The following is a 14,735-nucleotide window of genomic DNA, read 5'->3' on the forward strand; positions in this document are numbered from 1 at the left end:
CCGAAAAGGCCTCGATCGCGCCAGCGGCGGCGAGAAAAGGCTCGGCGCGCCCGACTCATAAATGGTAAGGGTTTTATGTTCCTGCCGCCCGAGAGCGGGCGCGAGCGATATAGGTGCTAGGCCATGGCTCAAAGACCGACCAAAGAAACCAAGCAGAGTTCGGCCCGTGAGGAGCGGCCGCCGGTCGTGCGGGAGAAGGTACCTCCGCTCGCGCCTCAGAGAGGCCGGCCGACGCTCATTCTGGTCGGAGCGGACAAGGGCGGCGTGGGCAAGACGACGATCGCGCGCGTGCTGCTCGATTATCTCGCCGCCAATAATGTCTTGACCCGGGCCTTCGACACGGAGACGCCGCGCGGCACGCTCTATCGCTTTCATCCCGACCAGACCAGCGTCGTCGATCTCACCTCGACCTCGGATCAGATGAAGATCATCGACACTCTGGCCACGGCTCAGGTGAAGGTCAGCGTCGTCGACGTTCGCGCCGGCGGGCTGGAGCCGGCCCTGCAGGCGTTGCAGGACACGGGCTTTCTGGATGCGGTGGCGGAAGGTGAGGTCGGCTTCATTCTGTTCCATGTGCTCGGATCGTCCATCGCCTCGCTCGACGAAATCGCAGAAGTCGCGCCCTATGTCGAGGACGCGGACTATTTCCTCGTCAAGAACCATGTCAACGACACCACATTTTTCGAATGGGACCCGGTGACGCACCGCAAATATTTCGAGAAAGTGGAGACGGCGGGCGAGATCACCATCCCCAAGCTCAACGAATTGTCCTATGAGCAGGTGGAGATCGCCGGCGCGCCTTTTTCCACTTTCGTCGCCAATCGGACGGGGGACGGGGAGCCGGCGGACCATTCCTTCGTCCTTCGCGGCTATGTCCGCACCTGGCAGAACAGGATCGCCGACGAGTTCGACCGCATCCATCTGCTGGATCGGATCGCCGGCAGGGAGGGCGCATAGCGCCGAACGTGGTTGAGCGGCAACACAGAGAGCCTCGGGCGGCGCCGAGAGAGTGAAAGATGAGTCGACGCACTTTGGTGTTCGTCGCCTGTTCCCCGCATCCGCGTTCGGGCGTCTCGACGACCGCGCGGCTGCTGACGGATTTCTATCTCTCGCGTCTCACCGAGGTCGAAGGCTTCGACACTGATCCGCATGCGCCGCGCTACCATGAATGGTTCCCGGACCGCACGCGCGTCATCGACACGGCCGACATACGCGGGCAGATTTCCTTGTTCGATCGGCTGCTGATCGATGACGGGACGCCCAAGATCGTCGATGTCTGGCAGCGCGCCTATGACCGTTTCTTCAAGACGGTGAAGGAGATCGGCTTCGTCGAGGAAGCGCGGGCGCGCGGGGTCGAGCCGATCGTGCTCTTCCATGTCGACCACACCGACTCCGCTCTCGCCAGCGCGAAATCGCTGTCGGCGGCTTGGCGCGATGTCCCCATGGTAATCGTGCAGAACGAGGGCGCCGCGCCGCTCGGCGCCTATGCCCATGAGACGCTCGGCCATTATCCGTCTACGCGCAGATTCCTCATCGGCGCGCTGGACGGCGCGGTGGCGAAGACTCTGGACGAGCCGGACCTGTCGCTGAGCCGGCTGCTGGTCTCGCCGCCGCCGGAAATGTCGATCGTCATCCGCGCCGCGCTCAAAGCCTGGATCGCGCCGATCTTCACGCAATTCCGCAGCTTCGAGCTGCGGCATGAGCTCGATGGCGCGCAGTTTTTGAAATAGCGCCACGCCGTCGCTCATTTTCATGAGCGCCCCTGGTTCGGGCCGAGGCTTCCGACAAAAACGAGCCTGTAGGCTCAAGTCCAAGGCAAATGCTGGACTGTGAGCCTACAGGCTCGCTTTGCGATCGGAGAGCCGCAGCCGGCGCCCGGAGACATGCTCCAGGCGCCTATTTGCGTCAGAGGCCGAGAGCGGCCTTCAGCTCTTGGAGCTGGCCGAGCTTTTCCGAGGCGAGGCGGCGGGCCTCGTCGGATTTGGCGTCGGCCACATCTTCGCTGGCGTCCTTGATATCGGCGTCGATCTTAGCGGCGTCGAGGTCAGCGACCGGAATGGCGTATTCGGCCAGAATGGTGAAGCCGCCGAGCCCGACATCGGCGAAGCCGCCGCGCACGAACAGCTTTTCTTTCTTGCCGGCTCCGTCGATCTCGACGACGCCGGGCTTCAGCACCGTCATCACCGGCGCGTGATCTTTGAGAACCGTGAACACGCCCTCGGCGCCGGGGGCGACGACGGCGTCGACCTCTCCCGAGAACAGAAGCTTCTCGGGAGAGACGAGTTCGAAGTGGAACGTGGCCATGAAGGGCTCCGTCGTCTAGCGATTAACGGATCAAGCCGCTTCCTTGGCGAGCTTGGCGGCCTTCTCGACCGCTTCCTCGATCGTGCCGACCATATAGAAGGCGGCCTCGGGGAGGTGGTCGTATTGGCCTTCGACGAGGCCCTTGAAGCCTTTGATCGTGTCGGCGAGGGCGACGAGCTTGCCCGGCGCGCCGGTGAACACTTCGGCGACGTGGAAGGGCTGCGACAGGAAGCGCTCGATCTTGCGGGCGCGCGCCACGGTCAGCTTGTCCTCTTCCGACAGCTCGTCCATGCCCAGGATCGCGATGATGTCCTGCAGCGACTTATAGCGCTGAAGAGTGGACTGCACCTTGCGGGCGACCTCGTAATGCTCCTCGCCGACGATCGCCGGGGACAGCATGCGCGAGGTGGAGTCGAGCGGGTCGACGGCCGGATAAATGCCCTTTTCCGCGATCGAGCGGTTGAGCACGGTCGTCGCGTCGAGATGGGCGAAGGAGGCGGCCGGGGCCGGATCGGTCAGATCGTCGGCCGGCACGTAAATGGCCTGCACCGAGGTGATCGAGCCCTTGGTCGTCGTGGTGATGCGCTCCTGCAGCGCGCCCATGTCGGTGGCGAGCGTCGGCTGATAGCCCACCGCCGAGGGAATGCGGCCGAGCAGAGCCGACACTTCCGAGCCCGCCTGGGTGAAGCGGAAGATGTTGTCGACGAAGAAGAGCACGTCCTGGCCCTTGTCGCGGAAATCCTCGGCGACGGTGAGGCCGGTCAGTGCGACGCGGGCGCGGGCTCCCGGAGGCTCGTTCATCTGGCCATAGACCAGCGCGGCCTTGGAGCCGGCGGCGGAGCCGTTCTCGGGCTTCTTGTTGACGCCGCCCTCGATCATCTCGTGATAGAGGTCGTTGCCCTCACGCGTGCGCTCGCCGACGCCGGCGAAGACGGAATAGCCGCCGTGCGCCTTGGCGATATTGTTGATGAGCTCCATGATGATGACGGTCTTGCCGACGCCCGCGCCGCCGAACAGTCCGACCTTGCCGCCCTTGGCGTAGGGCGCGAGCAGGTCGACGACCTTGATGCCCGTCTCGAGGATCTGCGCCTCGGTCGCCTGCTCGGCGTAGGACGGAGCCGGCTGGTGAATGGCGCGCTTGGTCGCCGTCACGATCGGGCCGGCCTCGTCGACCGGCTCGCCGATCACATTGATGATGCGGCCGAGCATCTCGTCGCCGACCGGCACGGAGATGGGGGCGCCCGTGTCGGTCACGGGCGTGCCGCGCACGAGGCCTTCCGTCGAGTCCATGGCGATGGTGCGCACGGAGTTCTCGCCGAGATGCTGCGCCACTTCGAGGACGAGGCGTGCGCCCTGATTGGTGGTCTCCAGCGCGTTCAGGATTTCCGGCAGGTGATCGTCGAACTTCACGTCGACGACAGCGCCGATCACCTGCGTGATGTGACCCGTGGTCGTGGGGGTAGCCATTGTCTCGTCCTCTCGACTGTTGTTCCGATCAGAGCGCCTCGGCGCCCGAGATGATCTCGATGAGTTCCTTGGTGATGATCGCCTGGCGGGACCGATTGTAGAGCGTCGTCTGCTTCTTGATCATGTCGCCGGCGTTGCGCGTGGCGTTGTCCATCGCGCTCATGCGCGCGCCCTGCTCGGAAGCGGCGTTCTCGAGCAATGCGCGGAAAATCTGCACCGATATGTTGCGGGGCAGCAGCGTCGCCAGAATCTCGTCCTGGCCGGGCTCATATTCGTAATTGGCCTGCGGGCCGGCCGCGGCCGCCTCGTTCTCATTGGCGGAAATCTGCGCCGGAATGAGCTGCAGCGCTGTCGGAAACTGCTGAATCACAGATTTGAAGCGCGAGAAGAACAGCGTCGCCACATCGAACTCGCCGCTCTCGAACAGCTCGATGACCTTGCGGCCGATCGCGTCGCCCTGCTCGAAGCCGAGCTGGCGCACGCCGCGCAGCTCGATGAGCTCGATGATGTTCTTCTCATAATTGCGGCGGAGCTGGTCGTAGCCCTTCTTGCCGACGCAGAGAATCTTGACCGTCTTGCCCTGGCCCTGCAGGCGCTGGATGTGCTCGCGGGCGAGGCGGACGATCGAGGAGTTGAATGCGCCGCAGAGGCCGCGCTCGGCGGTCGCGACGACGAGAAGATGCGTCTCGTCGCGGCCATTGCCGGCGAGCAGCACGGGCGCGCCGGAGGAGACGCCCCCGGCGAGATTGGCGAGCACTTTCTCGATGCGCTCTGCATAGGGACGCGCCGCCTCGGCCGCCGCCTGGGCGCGACGCAGCTTGGCCGCCGCGACCATCTGCATGGCCTTGGTGATCTTCTGCGTCGCCTTGACGGAAGATATGCGGTTTCGAAGATCCTTCAACGAAGGCATGAGAGAACCCGTCTCATTCTGACCAGAACCACGCCGCCGTCATCGCGAGGAGCGAAGCGACGAAGCGAGCCGGAGCCGCGAGGCGACTCCTGGATTGCTTCGCTTCGCTCGCAATGACGGAGGCATTGTCTCTAGTCCTCGAGGTTGCGCGCGTCAGGCGAAGGATTTCGAGAAGGCGTCGAGGACGCCCTTCAGCTCGGCGGCCGTCGCATCCGGCAGATCCTTGGTGGTGCGGATCGTCTCGAGGATGTTCGGATGCTGCGTGCGCAGCAGCGCCAGCAGACCATCCTCGAAGGCGCGCACGCGAGCGACCGGCAGCGGATCGAGATAGCCGTTGACGCCGGCGTAGATCACCACCGTCTGCTCTTCCATCTGCAGCGGCGAGAACTGCGGCTGCTTCAACAGCTCGGTCAGGCGCGCGCCGCGATTGAGCAGACGCTGCGTCACCGCGTCGAGATCGGAGCCGAACTGAGCGAAGGCCGCCATCTCGCGATACTGAGCGAGCTCGCCCTTGATCTTGCCGGCGACCTTCTTCGTCGCTTTCGTCTGCGCCGAGGAGCCGACTCGCGACACCGAGAGGCCGACGTTCACCGCCGGGCGGACGCCCTGGTAGAAGAGGTCCGTCTCCAGGAAGATCTGGCCATCGGTGATGGAGATGACGTTGGTCGGAATATAGGCCGACACGTCGTTCGCCTGCGTCTCGATGACCGGCAGAGCGGTGAGCGAGCCGGCGCCGCGCTCGTCATTGAGCTTGGCGGCGCGCTCGAGCAGACGGGAGTGCAGATAGAACACGTCGCCCGGATAGGCCTCGCGTCCCGGAGGACGGCGCAGCAGCAGCGACATCTGGCGATAGGCGACGGCCTGCTTCGAAAGATCGTCATAGACGATCACGGCGTGCAGGCCGTTGTCGCGGAAATACTCGCCCATGGCGCAGCCGGCGAAGGGCGCCAGGAACTGCATCGGAGCCGGATCGGAAGCGGTGGCGGCGACGACGATCGAATAGTCGAGCGCGCCGCGCTCCTCCAGCACCTTCACGAATTGCGCGACGGTGGAGCGCTTCTGGCCCACGGCGACGTAGACGCAGTAGAGCTTGGCCTTCTCGTCGGTTCCGTCGTTCAGCGACTTCTGGTTCAGGATCGTGTCGAGCGCCACGGCGGTCTTGCCGGTCTGGCGGTCGCCGATGATCAGCTCGCGCTGGCCGCGGCCGATCGGGATCAGCGCGTCGATGGCCTTGAGGCCGGTCGCCATCGGCTCATGCACCGATTTGCGCGGAATGATGCCGGGAGCCTTCACGTCGACGCGGGAGCGGCTCTCGTAGAAGATCGGGCCTTTGCCGTCGATCGGATTGCCGAGGGCGTCGACCACGCGGCCGAGCAGGCCCTTGCCGACCGGAACGTCGACAATGGCGCCGGTGCGCTTGACGGTCTGGCCTTCCTTGATGTCGCGGTCGGAGCCGAAGATCACGACGCCGACATTGTCGCTCTCGAGATTGAGCGCCATGCCGGTGAGGCCGTTCTCGAACAGCACCGTCTCGCCGGCCTGGACATTGTCCAGACCATAAACGCGGGCGATGCCGTCGCCGACGGACAGAACCTGACCGACCTCTGCGACTTCGGCCTCATTGCCGAAATTGGCGATCTCATTCTTGAGGATCGCGGAAATCTCTGCGGCGCGGATAGCCATCAGCCGACCTCTTTCATGCGTGTTCGAATGGAATTGAGCTTGGTCTTCAGCGACGCATCGAGCATGCGCGAGCCGATTTTGACGACGAGACCCCCGATGATCGCCGGATCGACCTTCACCTCGAGGTCGACGGCCTTGCCGCCGGTGACGCCGGCGAGCGCCTCGCGCAGCGCGCTCTCGTGATGAGAGGCGAGCGGCGCGGCCACCGTGACGTCGGCGCGCACGACGCCCTTGGCGGCGTCATGCAGCTTGCCATAGACCTCGATGATGGCGGGGAGAACGAAGAGGCGACGTTTTGTCGCGACGAGCTTCACGAAATTGGCCGCGACGCCCGTGACGCCGGCGGCGTCGAGAATGGGAGAGAGAGCCTTGATCTGCGTCTCGGCAGAATAGACCGGGCTCTCGATCAGGCGCTCGAGATCCTTGCTCTCCTGGATCAGCGCGGCGAAGCCGCGCAGCGCCGTCGCGATCTCCTCCGTGGAGCCTTGCTCCACTGCGAGATCATAAAGGGCCGAGGCGTATCGCCCCGCTACACCGGATAGATCGTCTCCGCCTGAAGCCACTTGCGTATCGCTCTCGGATCGCCGTCACTCGAGGCGCCTCGCGCGCAACGCAGGTCTGCGTGCGACGAAATCCGCAATGGCCTCGAACAACGTATTGTCGGGGGAAGGAGCCAAGGGCGACGCCCCAGCTCCAAGGCGATCGTCCCCTAACACAGCATATTTTGCGGCGCAACCCTGCGACGGCTGCGGAGAGGGCAGTTTTGACGATCGCACAAAAAAGCGTCACCCCTGTCGCGTCGCGTGGAAACCCTCGGCTTGGCCTTTGATGGCGTTGAATTTTTTAAGGCTTCACGAATTTTCGGCGCAGGCCGCCGCGCTGTCGCCGCTTGCGCCGCACGCGAGGCCATGGCACTGCGAAATCCTATCCACAGTCGGAGACGAAAGATGACGCGAGCGGTGGTGGGCATCATCGGAGGATCGGGCGTCTATCATCTGCCCGGTCTGCAGGATTTGCGCGAGCAGCGCGTGACGACGCCCTGGGGCGATCCGTCCGACGCGCTGCATTTCGGCCGCATCGGCGAGACGCAGGTGGTTTTCCTGCCGCGGCACGGTCGCGGTCATGTGTTCTCGCCCTCGGGCATAAATTATCGCGCCAATATTTTCGCGCTGAAGCAGGCGGGCGTCACCGATCTCGTGTCCGTCTCCGCCTGCGGCTCGTTCAAATCGGAGCTCTATCCCGGCCTCTTCGTGCTGCCGGATCAATTCGTCGATCGCACCTTCGGCCGGCAATCCTCCTTCTTCGGCAATGGCTGCGTCGCGCATGTGTCGATGGCGCATCCAGTGGCGCCCTTGCTGGCGAAGCGCATCGCCGCCGCGGCGAAAGCGGAAGGCATGGAGCATTCCGTCGGCGGAACCTATGTCTGCATGGAAGGTCCGCAATTTTCGTCCTACGCGGAATCGCTGACCTACAAGGCCGCGGGCTATGACGTCATCGGCATGACGGCGATGCCGGAAGCCAAGCTCGCGCGCGAGGCGGAGCTCTCTTACGCGACCATCGCAATGGTCACGGATTTCGATTGCTGGCATCCAGAGCACGACAATGTCGATGTCGCGGCGGTCATCGCCGTGGTGCGCGACAACGCCGACAAGGCGAGCCGTCTGCTCGCGCGTCTGCTCGCGGATTTCCCACAAGAGCACGAGCCCTGCCCCATCGGCTCCGACCGCGCGCTCGACACCGCCATTCTGACGGCGCCCGAGGCGCGCGATCCGGCGCTGATGGAAAAGCTCGGCGTCATCGTCGCGCGGACGCGCGGCGCGGCGGGCTGAGGAGAACGATGGCGTATCGGCATGTGTTTCGAGGCGATGTGAGCCGACTATGTGAGAGGCGTTCGGCGGCCGTCGCCGAAACGGCATGAGACGGCGTCAATCCCCGCAATCGTCCAGCCACGCATCGACGAAGCCGCGCCGCGCGCAGAGGCCGGCGAGATGTTTCTCGATGCGGCGCACGCGCTCGGCGTTGGCTTGCGTGCCGGGCGCGAAATCTTTGGGATCATCGCCGGCGGCGACGAGGGCGAGAAACTCGTCGTCGTCCAATTCCGCGAGCGGCTTGTCGAACCATCGGCGCGAGGCGAAATCGAATCCGCCCACATCGATGAAAGCGGCGATCTGCGCGCTCTTGGAGGCCAGCGGGCCGACGGCGAATTGCGCGATCAGCGTTTGACGAATCCTGCCGAAGCCCGGCTTGAAATCGGCGAAATAGAGCTTCTTCGTCACCGATTGCGCGACCGTGCTGGCGAGCGGCGCGCTCCAATCGACGCCGCCATGGATCCAGAAGCCGGGATCATGCACGGCGAGCAGCGTTTCTATGCGCTCGCGCGAGAAGCCGGGCGGCAATTTCGCGCCGTGATCCGTCTCCGCCTCATAGCGCGCGAACAGCGACGGCGTGGCGATGCGCGCCAATGCGACGGAGACCGCCTCATAGCCGATAACGGCGGCGAAGGCCGCGCCGGCGAAGGCGGCCAGCGCCGAGCCGGCCGTCGCCGCCGCGAATGAGCGCGCCCGCAATTTCGCTTCCCGCATCACACAAGCTCCCGCCGCAACTCCCCGCCGCGCCTCCCTCTCGAGAAGCTTTGCGAGGAAAAAGGGCGGCGGCGCGACACGGCCGTGGCCATCTCGCGACCGCCGCCGACGCGATTGCGGCGGGACGAGCGGCGGGTCATCCCCCGCAGCTCTCCAGCCACACATCCGAAAAGCCGCGCCGCTCGCAGAGGCCGGCGAGATATTTCTCGATGCGGCGCACGCGCTCGGCGTTGGCCTGCGTGCCCGGCGCGTAATCCTTGGGATTATTGTTGGTCGCGACCAGCGAGAGAAACTCGTCGTCGTCGAGCTCCGCCAGCTTCTTGCCGAACCATTTTTGCGATGCGGGCTCGAATCCGTTCACATCGATGAAAGCGGCGAGCTGCGCATTCTTGGACGTCAGCGGCGCGACCGCGAATTGCGCGATCAGCGTCTGCCGGATCTTCGAGAAGCCCTTTTGGAAATTCTCGAAATAGAGCCGCTTCACCACGGATTGCGTGACGGTGGTGGTGGTGAGCGGCGCGCTCCAATCGACGCCGCCATGCGTCCAGAAGCTCGGATCCTGCACTTTGAGCAGCGTCTCGATTCGCTCGCGGGACAGCCCCGCGGGCAGGGAGGCGCCATTGTCGGTCTCCGCCTCATAGCGTGCGAAAATCTCCGGCGTGGCGACGCGGGCGAACGCGACGGAGACCGCCTCATAGCCGAAGAGACCGAGAAACGCCGCGACGGCGACCGCCACGACGACGAAAAAAATTCTGCGCTTTATGTCAGCCATGTGAAGAAATCCTCTCGAGAACTTGAACATGCTGATCTTTGCAGGGAAAATGGGCGCCGACCCGGCGATCCCACGGCCACTCTGAGGCGGGCGGCGAAGATGCGCTTTAGCCGAGAATGAGCTATGAACCGAAGAGCCGAACCCATTCCGACGAGATCTCGAACATGACCCTCGCCTCCTCGATTCGCACGATTCCCGATTATCCCAAGCCGGGCATCATGTTCCGCGACATCACCACCCTGCTCGGCGACGCAAGGGCGTTTCGCCGCGCGGTGGATGAATTGGTGCAGCCCTGGGCCGGCACGAAGATCGACAAGGTGGCGGGCATGGAGGCGCGCGGCTTCATTCTGGGCGGCGCGGTGGCGCATCAATTGTCGGCCGGCTTCGTGCCCGTGCGCAAGAAGGGCAAGCTGCCGCATGCCACCGTCTCCATCGCCTATTCGCTGGAATATGGCGTGGACGAGATGGAGGTGCACGAGGACGCCGTGGTGAAGGGCGAGCGCGTCATTCTCGTCGACGATCTCATCGCCACCGGCGGCACGGCGGAAGGCGCCGTCAAGCTGCTGCAGAAGATCGGCGCCGAGGTCATCGCCGCCTGCTTCGTCATCGATCTGCCGGAGCTCGGCGGCGCCGAGAAGATCGAGGCGCTCGGCGTGCCGGTGCGTCGGCTCGTCACCTTCGAAGGGCATTGATTTTTCAGCGGCCGGGCGCGCTTTTGGCCGCGCCTCGGCCGTTCCTTCGCCAATATCGCGTTTCGTAATGCGTTTTCACTGATTCCGTAACGACCCCATGCCGTCGAAACCGTCGCGCCCCATCCTCCTCGCCGCCGCGCTGGCTCTGAGCCTCGTCGAGATCGGCGTTTTCGTCGCCTTCGCCTCGCGCGGCCCGGCGGGGTCGGCGACGACGCGCGCGGCCGTCGCGGAAAGACGCTCCAATCCCTTCGGCGCGCTGGTGCAAAATCTGCGCGGCGCCATTGTCGAGACCGCGCGGCAGGAGGAGCCGGCGCCGAGCGAGGAGCCGCCGCCGGCGATCGCCGCTGCGCCGACCGCGCCGAGCGCGCGTCCGCCCTCCTTCCTCGCGGCGCTGCCTCCCCTGCGTCCCGCGGAGCCGGAGGCGGCGCTCGCCCTGCCGCCCGTCGATGCGCCGCTGCCGCCGGCGCGGCCGCGCAATCTCGCCGCCGTCGAGCCCGCGACCGCCGTGACGCCCGCGGAGGCGACCACTGCGCTGCCGCCGGTCGCCGTCTCGCCGCCGGCGCCGACACAGGCGCTCGCCCTCGCCGCCACGCCGCCGGCCAATGAGCTGCCGCCGCTCACCCGCCGCGACGACGGGAACTTCCGCATGGGCTCTGCGGTCTATGTCCGCATCTTCAAGAAGGAAGGCGAGCTCGAGCTCTGGCGCCGGCAGAGCGGCCATTTCACGCTCTACCGGACCTATCCCATCTGCAAATGGTCCGGCCATCTCGGACCCAAGCTGAAATCCGGCGATTATCAATCGCCCGAGGGCTTCTACAGCGTCTCGGCGCGCCAGCTCAATCCGAACTCCCATTATCACCGCGCCTTCGATGTCGGCTTTCCCAACGCCTACGACAAGCAGAACGGCCGCACCGGCGGCGCGCTGATGGTCCATGGCGCCTGCAAATCGGTCGGCTGCTTCGCCATGACCGACAGAGTGATCGAGGAAATCTACGGCCTGGTGGAAGCAGCGCTGCGCGGCGGCCAGCATGAGGTGCCGGTCCACATCTTCCCATTCCGCATGACCGATATGGCCTTGGCCAAGGAGACGCAGGGCGATTGGACCAATCTCTGGTCGGCGCCGCCGGAGCACCAGCAATGGAGCGGCTTCTGGCAGAATTTGAAAGAGGGCTACGACCTCTTCGAGCAGACCGGCGAGCCGCCGACCGCCTATGCCTGCGGATCGCGCTACGCCTTCGGCGCCGCCGGCGGCTCCTGCCGCCGCATCGCCGGCTGGTAATCGATCCTTCGGGCCACGCGCCGACGCGCAGAATAGACCGTCTCTCGCCTGTCGGGGCGAGGCGTCCTGCGCATCGACGCGCTACCGCCGGACTCTTCCCGGCGTCCGGCGGTCAACGGAACAATTGCGACAATTGGTGCATCACGATGAGGAAGAAGGCGAGCACTCCGCCAATTCCCATCAAAGCTTTCACGACGCCCGCGCTGCTCGTCTGCATGGCTCGAGTTCCTCGTTCGGTTGCGACAAAAGCGAGGCTAGCGGAGCGAAAAAGGCGTTAAACCGCCAATATTCGCGCGCTGACGGGTCCAAAGACGCGCGGCGGCTCCGTCACTTGACAGAGCCGGCGCGGCCGGAGGAAGCTGCCGCCGGCCCTACGAAAAGAGCAATAATGCCGAATGGAGGGGTCCAATGTCGCGACCCTTCGCCTATAGCCTGTCGCGCGAGATCGATCCGCGCCGCGGCGCGCCCCTCTATCTGCAGATCGTCCATGCGCTCATTCACGATGTGAGGAGCGGACGGCTCGCGCCGGGCGCGGCGCTGCCCAGCAGCCGCGAGCTCGCCGAATCGCTCGGCGTCAATCGCAAGACCATCGTGCTCGCCTATGACGAGCTGGTCGCCCAGGGCTGGTTCACCACCCATGGCACGCGCGGCACTTTCGTCTCCGCCGAGCTGCCGGAGACGCTGCCGGCGCCGCGCAAAGCCTCCGCCGATCCGCGCACGCCAGGCTTTCCCTTCCGCGCGACGCCCGACCCCGCCTTTGTGCCGGCCGGCGAGGGGCTGGCCATAGACGACGGGCTTCCCGATGCGCGGCTCTTCTCGATCGACACTCTGCTCGGCGCCTATCGCGACGCCGGACGGCGCGCCGCGCGCTGCGGCGGGCTCGGCTATGGCGATCCGCGCGGAATCGGCGAGCTGCGCCGCGCCATAGCGGCCATGCTGGCCTCGCATCGCGGGCTGATCGTGGACGCGGAGGATGTGTGCGTCACGCGCGGCAGCCAGATGGGCATTTTTCTCGCCGCGCGCATTCTCGTCGCGCCGGGCGACGTCGTGCTGGTGGAAGGCCTCGGCTATTCGGCGGCGCGCGCCGCCTTCGCCGCCGCCGGCGCCGAGGTGATCGGCGTCCGCCTGGACGAGGACGGCGTCGATGTCGAGGATGTCGAGCGCCTCTGCCACGGGCGGCCCGTGCGCGCGATCTATGTGACGCCGCACCATCAGTTTCCGACCACTGTTCCGCTGACGCCGGAACGGCGGCTGCGCCTCTTGGACCTTTCCGCCAAATATGAGTTCGCGATCATCGAGGACGATTACGATCACGAATATCATTTCGAGCGCCAGCCGCTGCTGCCCATGGCGAGCTATGCGCCGGGGCGCGTGATCTATGTCGGGTCCATGTCCAAGCTGCTGCTGCCGGGATTGCGCATCGGCTATGTCGTCGCGCCGCCGCCGGTGGTGCGATCCATGGCCAACGCCGCCGCCGGCGTCGATCGCCAAGGCAATGCGCTGACCGAGCTCGCCGTCGCCGCTCTCGTCGATTCCGGCGAGCTGCGCCGCCATGTGCGCAAGGCGCGCCAAATCTATGCGCAGAGGCGCGACGCTTTCGGCGCGTCGCTCGCCCGCGCCTTCGGCGACGCCATCCGCTTCCGCACGCCTGCGGGCGGCCTCGCCTTTTGGACGACCTTCCGCGACGAGGCGACGCTCGACGCGCTGGAGCGCGACGCCGCCGCCAATGGCCTGCGCTTCTTGCCGTCGACCTGCTTCGCGGCGCCGCCGCAGCGCGGGCGCGGGCTGCGGCTCGGCTTCGGCAGCCTCGACTCCGGCGAGGCGGAGCGCGTCATCGGGCGGCTGCGCCGCGCCGCCGGCGCGCAAAGCGCGCTACCCTGCTGATCGTTCGGCCGATCTGGACGAAGCCGGCCGCTCGAGCCAAATTGAGGACCTTCGAATGAGGAGACGCCCGATGGGAGCGACGCAGGAAAATAGCCGCGCGATCGTCGCCGACGCCACGGGTCGCGACGCGCTGTGGGAGCATATCCTCCGCGAGGCCGAGGATATGCTGGCGCGCGAGCCGGCGATGGCGAGCCTGGCGCTGACCTTCGTCCTCAATCGCCGCTCCTTCGAGGATGCGGTGGCGCGGCGTTGCGCGGCGCGTCTCGGCGGCGCGGTGACGGAAGATCTGCTCTTCGACGCCTTCGCCCGCGCGCTGGACGCCGATCCTGCGATCGGCGACGCCTTTCGCGCCGACATAAAGGCCGTCGTCGAGCGCGACGCCGCCTGCGGACGGCTGATCGAGCCGCTGCTCTTCTTCAAAGGCTTTCACGCGATCGAGACGCATCGGCTGGCGCATTGGCTGTGGACCAATGGCCAGACCGATCTCGCACTCTATCTGCAGAGCCGCTCCTCCGACGCGTTTCAGACCGACATTCATCCGGCGGCGCGCTTCGGCCGCGGCATATTCCTCGATCACGCCACCGGCCTCGTCGTCGGCGCGACGGCGGTGGTGGAGGACGATGTCTCCATTCTGCAGAGCGTGACGCTGGGCGGCACCGGCAAGGAGAGCGGCGACCGCCACCCCAAGGTGCGGCGCGGCGTGATGATCGCCGCCGGCGCGAAGATTCTCGGCAACATCGAAATCGGCGCCTGCTCGCGCGTCGCGGCGGGCTCTGTCGTTCTGCATCCCGTGCCGCGCAATTCCACCGTGGCCGGCGTGCCGGCGAAGGTGGTGGGAACCGCCGGCTGCGCCGAGCCGGCGCGCGACATGGATCAGTTTCTGAACGGCCTGTCCTACGATTCGTTCAGCTATTCCATTTGACCGGCGCGCATTTACCCCAATGGGCCTTCCTTCTCGCCTCCGCGACGTCATGGCCGGGCTTGTCCCGGCCATCCACGCCAACACGCCGCGTCGTCTCGGAGGCTTAGCGTGCATGATGCCGAAACTCCGGCAGTGTCCGTCGTGAGACGAAACCCATCGATGGCAGGCGCTTTCCTTCTGTTTCTCAGCGGCTTGGCGTGGATGGCCGGGACAAGCCCGGCCATGACGGCTGTAGCGTCT

The 14,735-nt window shown here is 65.8% G+C and carries 13 protein-coding genes and 1 pseudogene; 7 read left to right on the forward strand and 7 right to left on the reverse strand.

Going from position 1 to position 14,735, the window contains the following annotated elements; all coding sequences use genetic code 11:
* Window positions 1-123: 123 nt before the first annotated feature.
* Both K369_RS16350 and K369_RS16355 read left to right on the forward strand, forming a co-directional pair.
* On the forward strand, window positions 124-957 hold the full coding sequence (locus tag K369_RS16350) for a hypothetical protein (RefSeq protein ID WP_198033141.1): 834 nt from the start codon (window positions 124-126) through the stop codon (window positions 955-957).
* Window positions 958-1,016: 59 nt separating this feature from the next.
* On the forward strand, window positions 1,017-1,730 hold the full coding sequence (locus tag K369_RS16355; RefSeq protein ID WP_036292496.1) for a hypothetical protein: 714 nt from the start codon (window positions 1,017-1,019) through the stop codon (window positions 1,728-1,730).
* Window positions 1,731-1,905: 175 nt separating this feature from the next.
* Here the strand turns inward: K369_RS16355 and K369_RS16360 are convergent, their stop codons facing one another.
* The 5 genes and pseudogenes from K369_RS16360 to K369_RS16380 all read right to left on the reverse strand — a co-directional run bounded on the left by K369_RS16360 (window position 1,906) and on the right by K369_RS16380 (window position 6,927).
* Window positions 1,906-2,304, reverse strand: coding sequence for a F0F1 ATP synthase subunit epsilon (locus K369_RS16360; protein ID WP_024881097.1), 399 nt, complete (start codon window positions 2,302-2,304; stop codon window positions 1,906-1,908).
* Window positions 2,305-2,334: 30 nt separating this feature from the next.
* Window positions 2,335-3,750 (reverse strand): annotated as a pseudogene (atpD, locus tag K369_RS16365) (F0F1 ATP synthase subunit beta); the annotation flags it as partial.
* A gap of 49 nt (window positions 3,751-3,799) precedes the next feature.
* Window positions 3,800-4,681 carry a F0F1 ATP synthase subunit gamma gene (locus tag K369_RS16370; protein WP_036292498.1) on the reverse strand — a complete coding sequence of 294 codons (882 nt, stop codon included), beginning with the start codon at window positions 4,679-4,681 and terminating at the stop codon, window positions 3,800-3,802.
* A gap of 153 nt (window positions 4,682-4,834) precedes the next feature.
* A complete protein-coding gene (atpA, locus tag K369_RS16375; RefSeq protein ID WP_018267958.1) occupies window positions 4,835-6,364 on the reverse strand; it encodes a F0F1 ATP synthase subunit alpha in 1,530 nt (509 codons plus the stop codon).
* Window positions 6,364-6,927, reverse strand: a complete 564-nt coding sequence (locus K369_RS16380; RefSeq protein ID WP_036292500.1) for a F0F1 ATP synthase subunit delta — start codon at window positions 6,925-6,927, stop codon at window positions 6,364-6,366. Before K369_RS16380 ends, atpA begins: the two co-directional genes overlap by 1 nt.
* A 384-nt stretch (window positions 6,928-7,311) precedes the next feature.
* On the opposite strand from K369_RS16380, the gene K369_RS16385 reads away from it, so the two are divergent.
* Window positions 7,312-8,193, forward strand: coding sequence for an S-methyl-5'-thioadenosine phosphorylase (locus tag K369_RS16385; protein WP_036292502.1), 882 nt, complete (start codon window positions 7,312-7,314; stop codon window positions 8,191-8,193).
* A 96-nt stretch (window positions 8,194-8,289) separates the two neighbouring features.
* On the opposite strand, the gene K369_RS16390 is transcribed toward K369_RS16385, so the two are convergent.
* Window positions 8,290-8,946 carry a hypothetical protein gene (locus K369_RS16390; protein WP_051949343.1) on the reverse strand — a complete coding sequence of 219 codons (657 nt, stop codon included), beginning with the start codon at window positions 8,944-8,946 and terminating at the stop codon, window positions 8,290-8,292.
* Window positions 8,947-9,082: 136 nt separating this feature from the next.
* Entirely contained in the window at window positions 9,083-9,718 is a 636-nt protein-coding gene (locus tag K369_RS16395) for a transglycosylase domain-containing protein (protein WP_084570700.1), read from the reverse strand.
* A gap of 164 nt (window positions 9,719-9,882) precedes the next feature.
* Between K369_RS16395 and K369_RS16400 the strand changes: the two genes are divergently transcribed.
* The 4 genes from K369_RS16400 (at window position 9,883) to cysE (ending at window position 14,495) form a co-directional block, all read left to right on the forward strand.
* Window positions 9,883-10,410 (forward strand): adenine phosphoribosyltransferase, encoded by a 528-nt coding sequence (locus K369_RS16400; RefSeq protein ID WP_036295510.1) that lies wholly within the window; start codon window positions 9,883-9,885, stop codon window positions 10,408-10,410.
* A gap of 97 nt (window positions 10,411-10,507) precedes the next feature.
* Complete coding sequence (locus K369_RS16405; RefSeq protein WP_036292504.1) at window positions 10,508-11,689, forward strand: murein L,D-transpeptidase family protein; 1,182 nt, start codon at window positions 10,508-10,510, stop codon at window positions 11,687-11,689.
* 408 nt (window positions 11,690-12,097) lie between these two features.
* Complete coding sequence (locus tag K369_RS16410) at window positions 12,098-13,573, forward strand: PLP-dependent aminotransferase family protein (protein WP_036292505.1); 1,476 nt, start codon at window positions 12,098-12,100, stop codon at window positions 13,571-13,573.
* Between the two features lie 70 nt (window positions 13,574-13,643).
* The gene (gene cysE, locus K369_RS16415) at window positions 13,644-14,495 is read left to right on the forward strand and encodes a serine O-acetyltransferase (protein ID WP_036292507.1); all 852 of its coding nucleotides are present in this window, start codon (window positions 13,644-13,646) and stop codon (window positions 14,493-14,495) included.
* Window positions 14,496-14,735: the final 240 nt, after the last annotated feature.

It is taken from the genome of Methylosinus sp. PW1 (assembly GCF_000745215.1).
Lineage (GTDB): Bacteria > Pseudomonadota > Alphaproteobacteria > Rhizobiales > Beijerinckiaceae > Methylosinus.

What these genes read in the sequence shown, in the direction of transcription:
- cysE (WP_036292507.1), top strand. Translation starts at nt 13,644, where the DNA reads ATGGGAGCGACGCAGGAAAATAGCCGCGCGATCGTCGCCGACGCCACG.
- K369_RS16370 (WP_036292498.1), bottom strand. Translation starts at nt 4,681, where the DNA reads ATGCCTTCGTTGAAGGATCTTCGAAACCGCATATCTTCCGTCAAGGCG.
- K369_RS16405 (WP_036292504.1), top strand. Translation starts at nt 10,508, where the DNA reads ATGCCGTCGAAACCGTCGCGCCCCATCCTCCTCGCCGCCGCGCTGGCT.
- K369_RS16350 (WP_198033141.1), top strand. Translation starts at nt 124, where the DNA reads ATGGCTCAAAGACCGACCAAAGAAACCAAGCAGAGTTCGGCCCGTGAG.
- K369_RS16395 (WP_084570700.1), bottom strand. Translation starts at nt 9,718, where the DNA reads ATGGCTGACATAAAGCGCAGAATTTTTTTCGTCGTCGTGGCGGTCGCC.
- K369_RS16390 (WP_051949343.1), bottom strand. Translation starts at nt 8,946, where the DNA reads ATGCGGGAAGCGAAATTGCGGGCGCGCTCATTCGCGGCGGCGACGGCC.
- K369_RS16400 (WP_036295510.1), top strand. Translation starts at nt 9,883, where the DNA reads ATGACCCTCGCCTCCTCGATTCGCACGATTCCCGATTATCCCAAGCCG.
- K369_RS16355 (WP_036292496.1), top strand. Translation starts at nt 1,017, where the DNA reads ATGAGTCGACGCACTTTGGTGTTCGTCGCCTGTTCCCCGCATCCGCGT.
- K369_RS16410 (WP_036292505.1), top strand. Translation starts at nt 12,098, where the DNA reads ATGTCGCGACCCTTCGCCTATAGCCTGTCGCGCGAGATCGATCCGCGC.
- K369_RS16360 (WP_024881097.1), bottom strand. Translation starts at nt 2,304, where the DNA reads ATGGCCACGTTCCACTTCGAACTCGTCTCTCCCGAGAAGCTTCTGTTC.
- K369_RS16385 (WP_036292502.1), top strand. Translation starts at nt 7,312, where the DNA reads ATGACGCGAGCGGTGGTGGGCATCATCGGAGGATCGGGCGTCTATCAT.
- atpA (WP_018267958.1), bottom strand. Translation starts at nt 6,364, where the DNA reads ATGGCTATCCGCGCCGCAGAGATTTCCGCGATCCTCAAGAATGAGATC.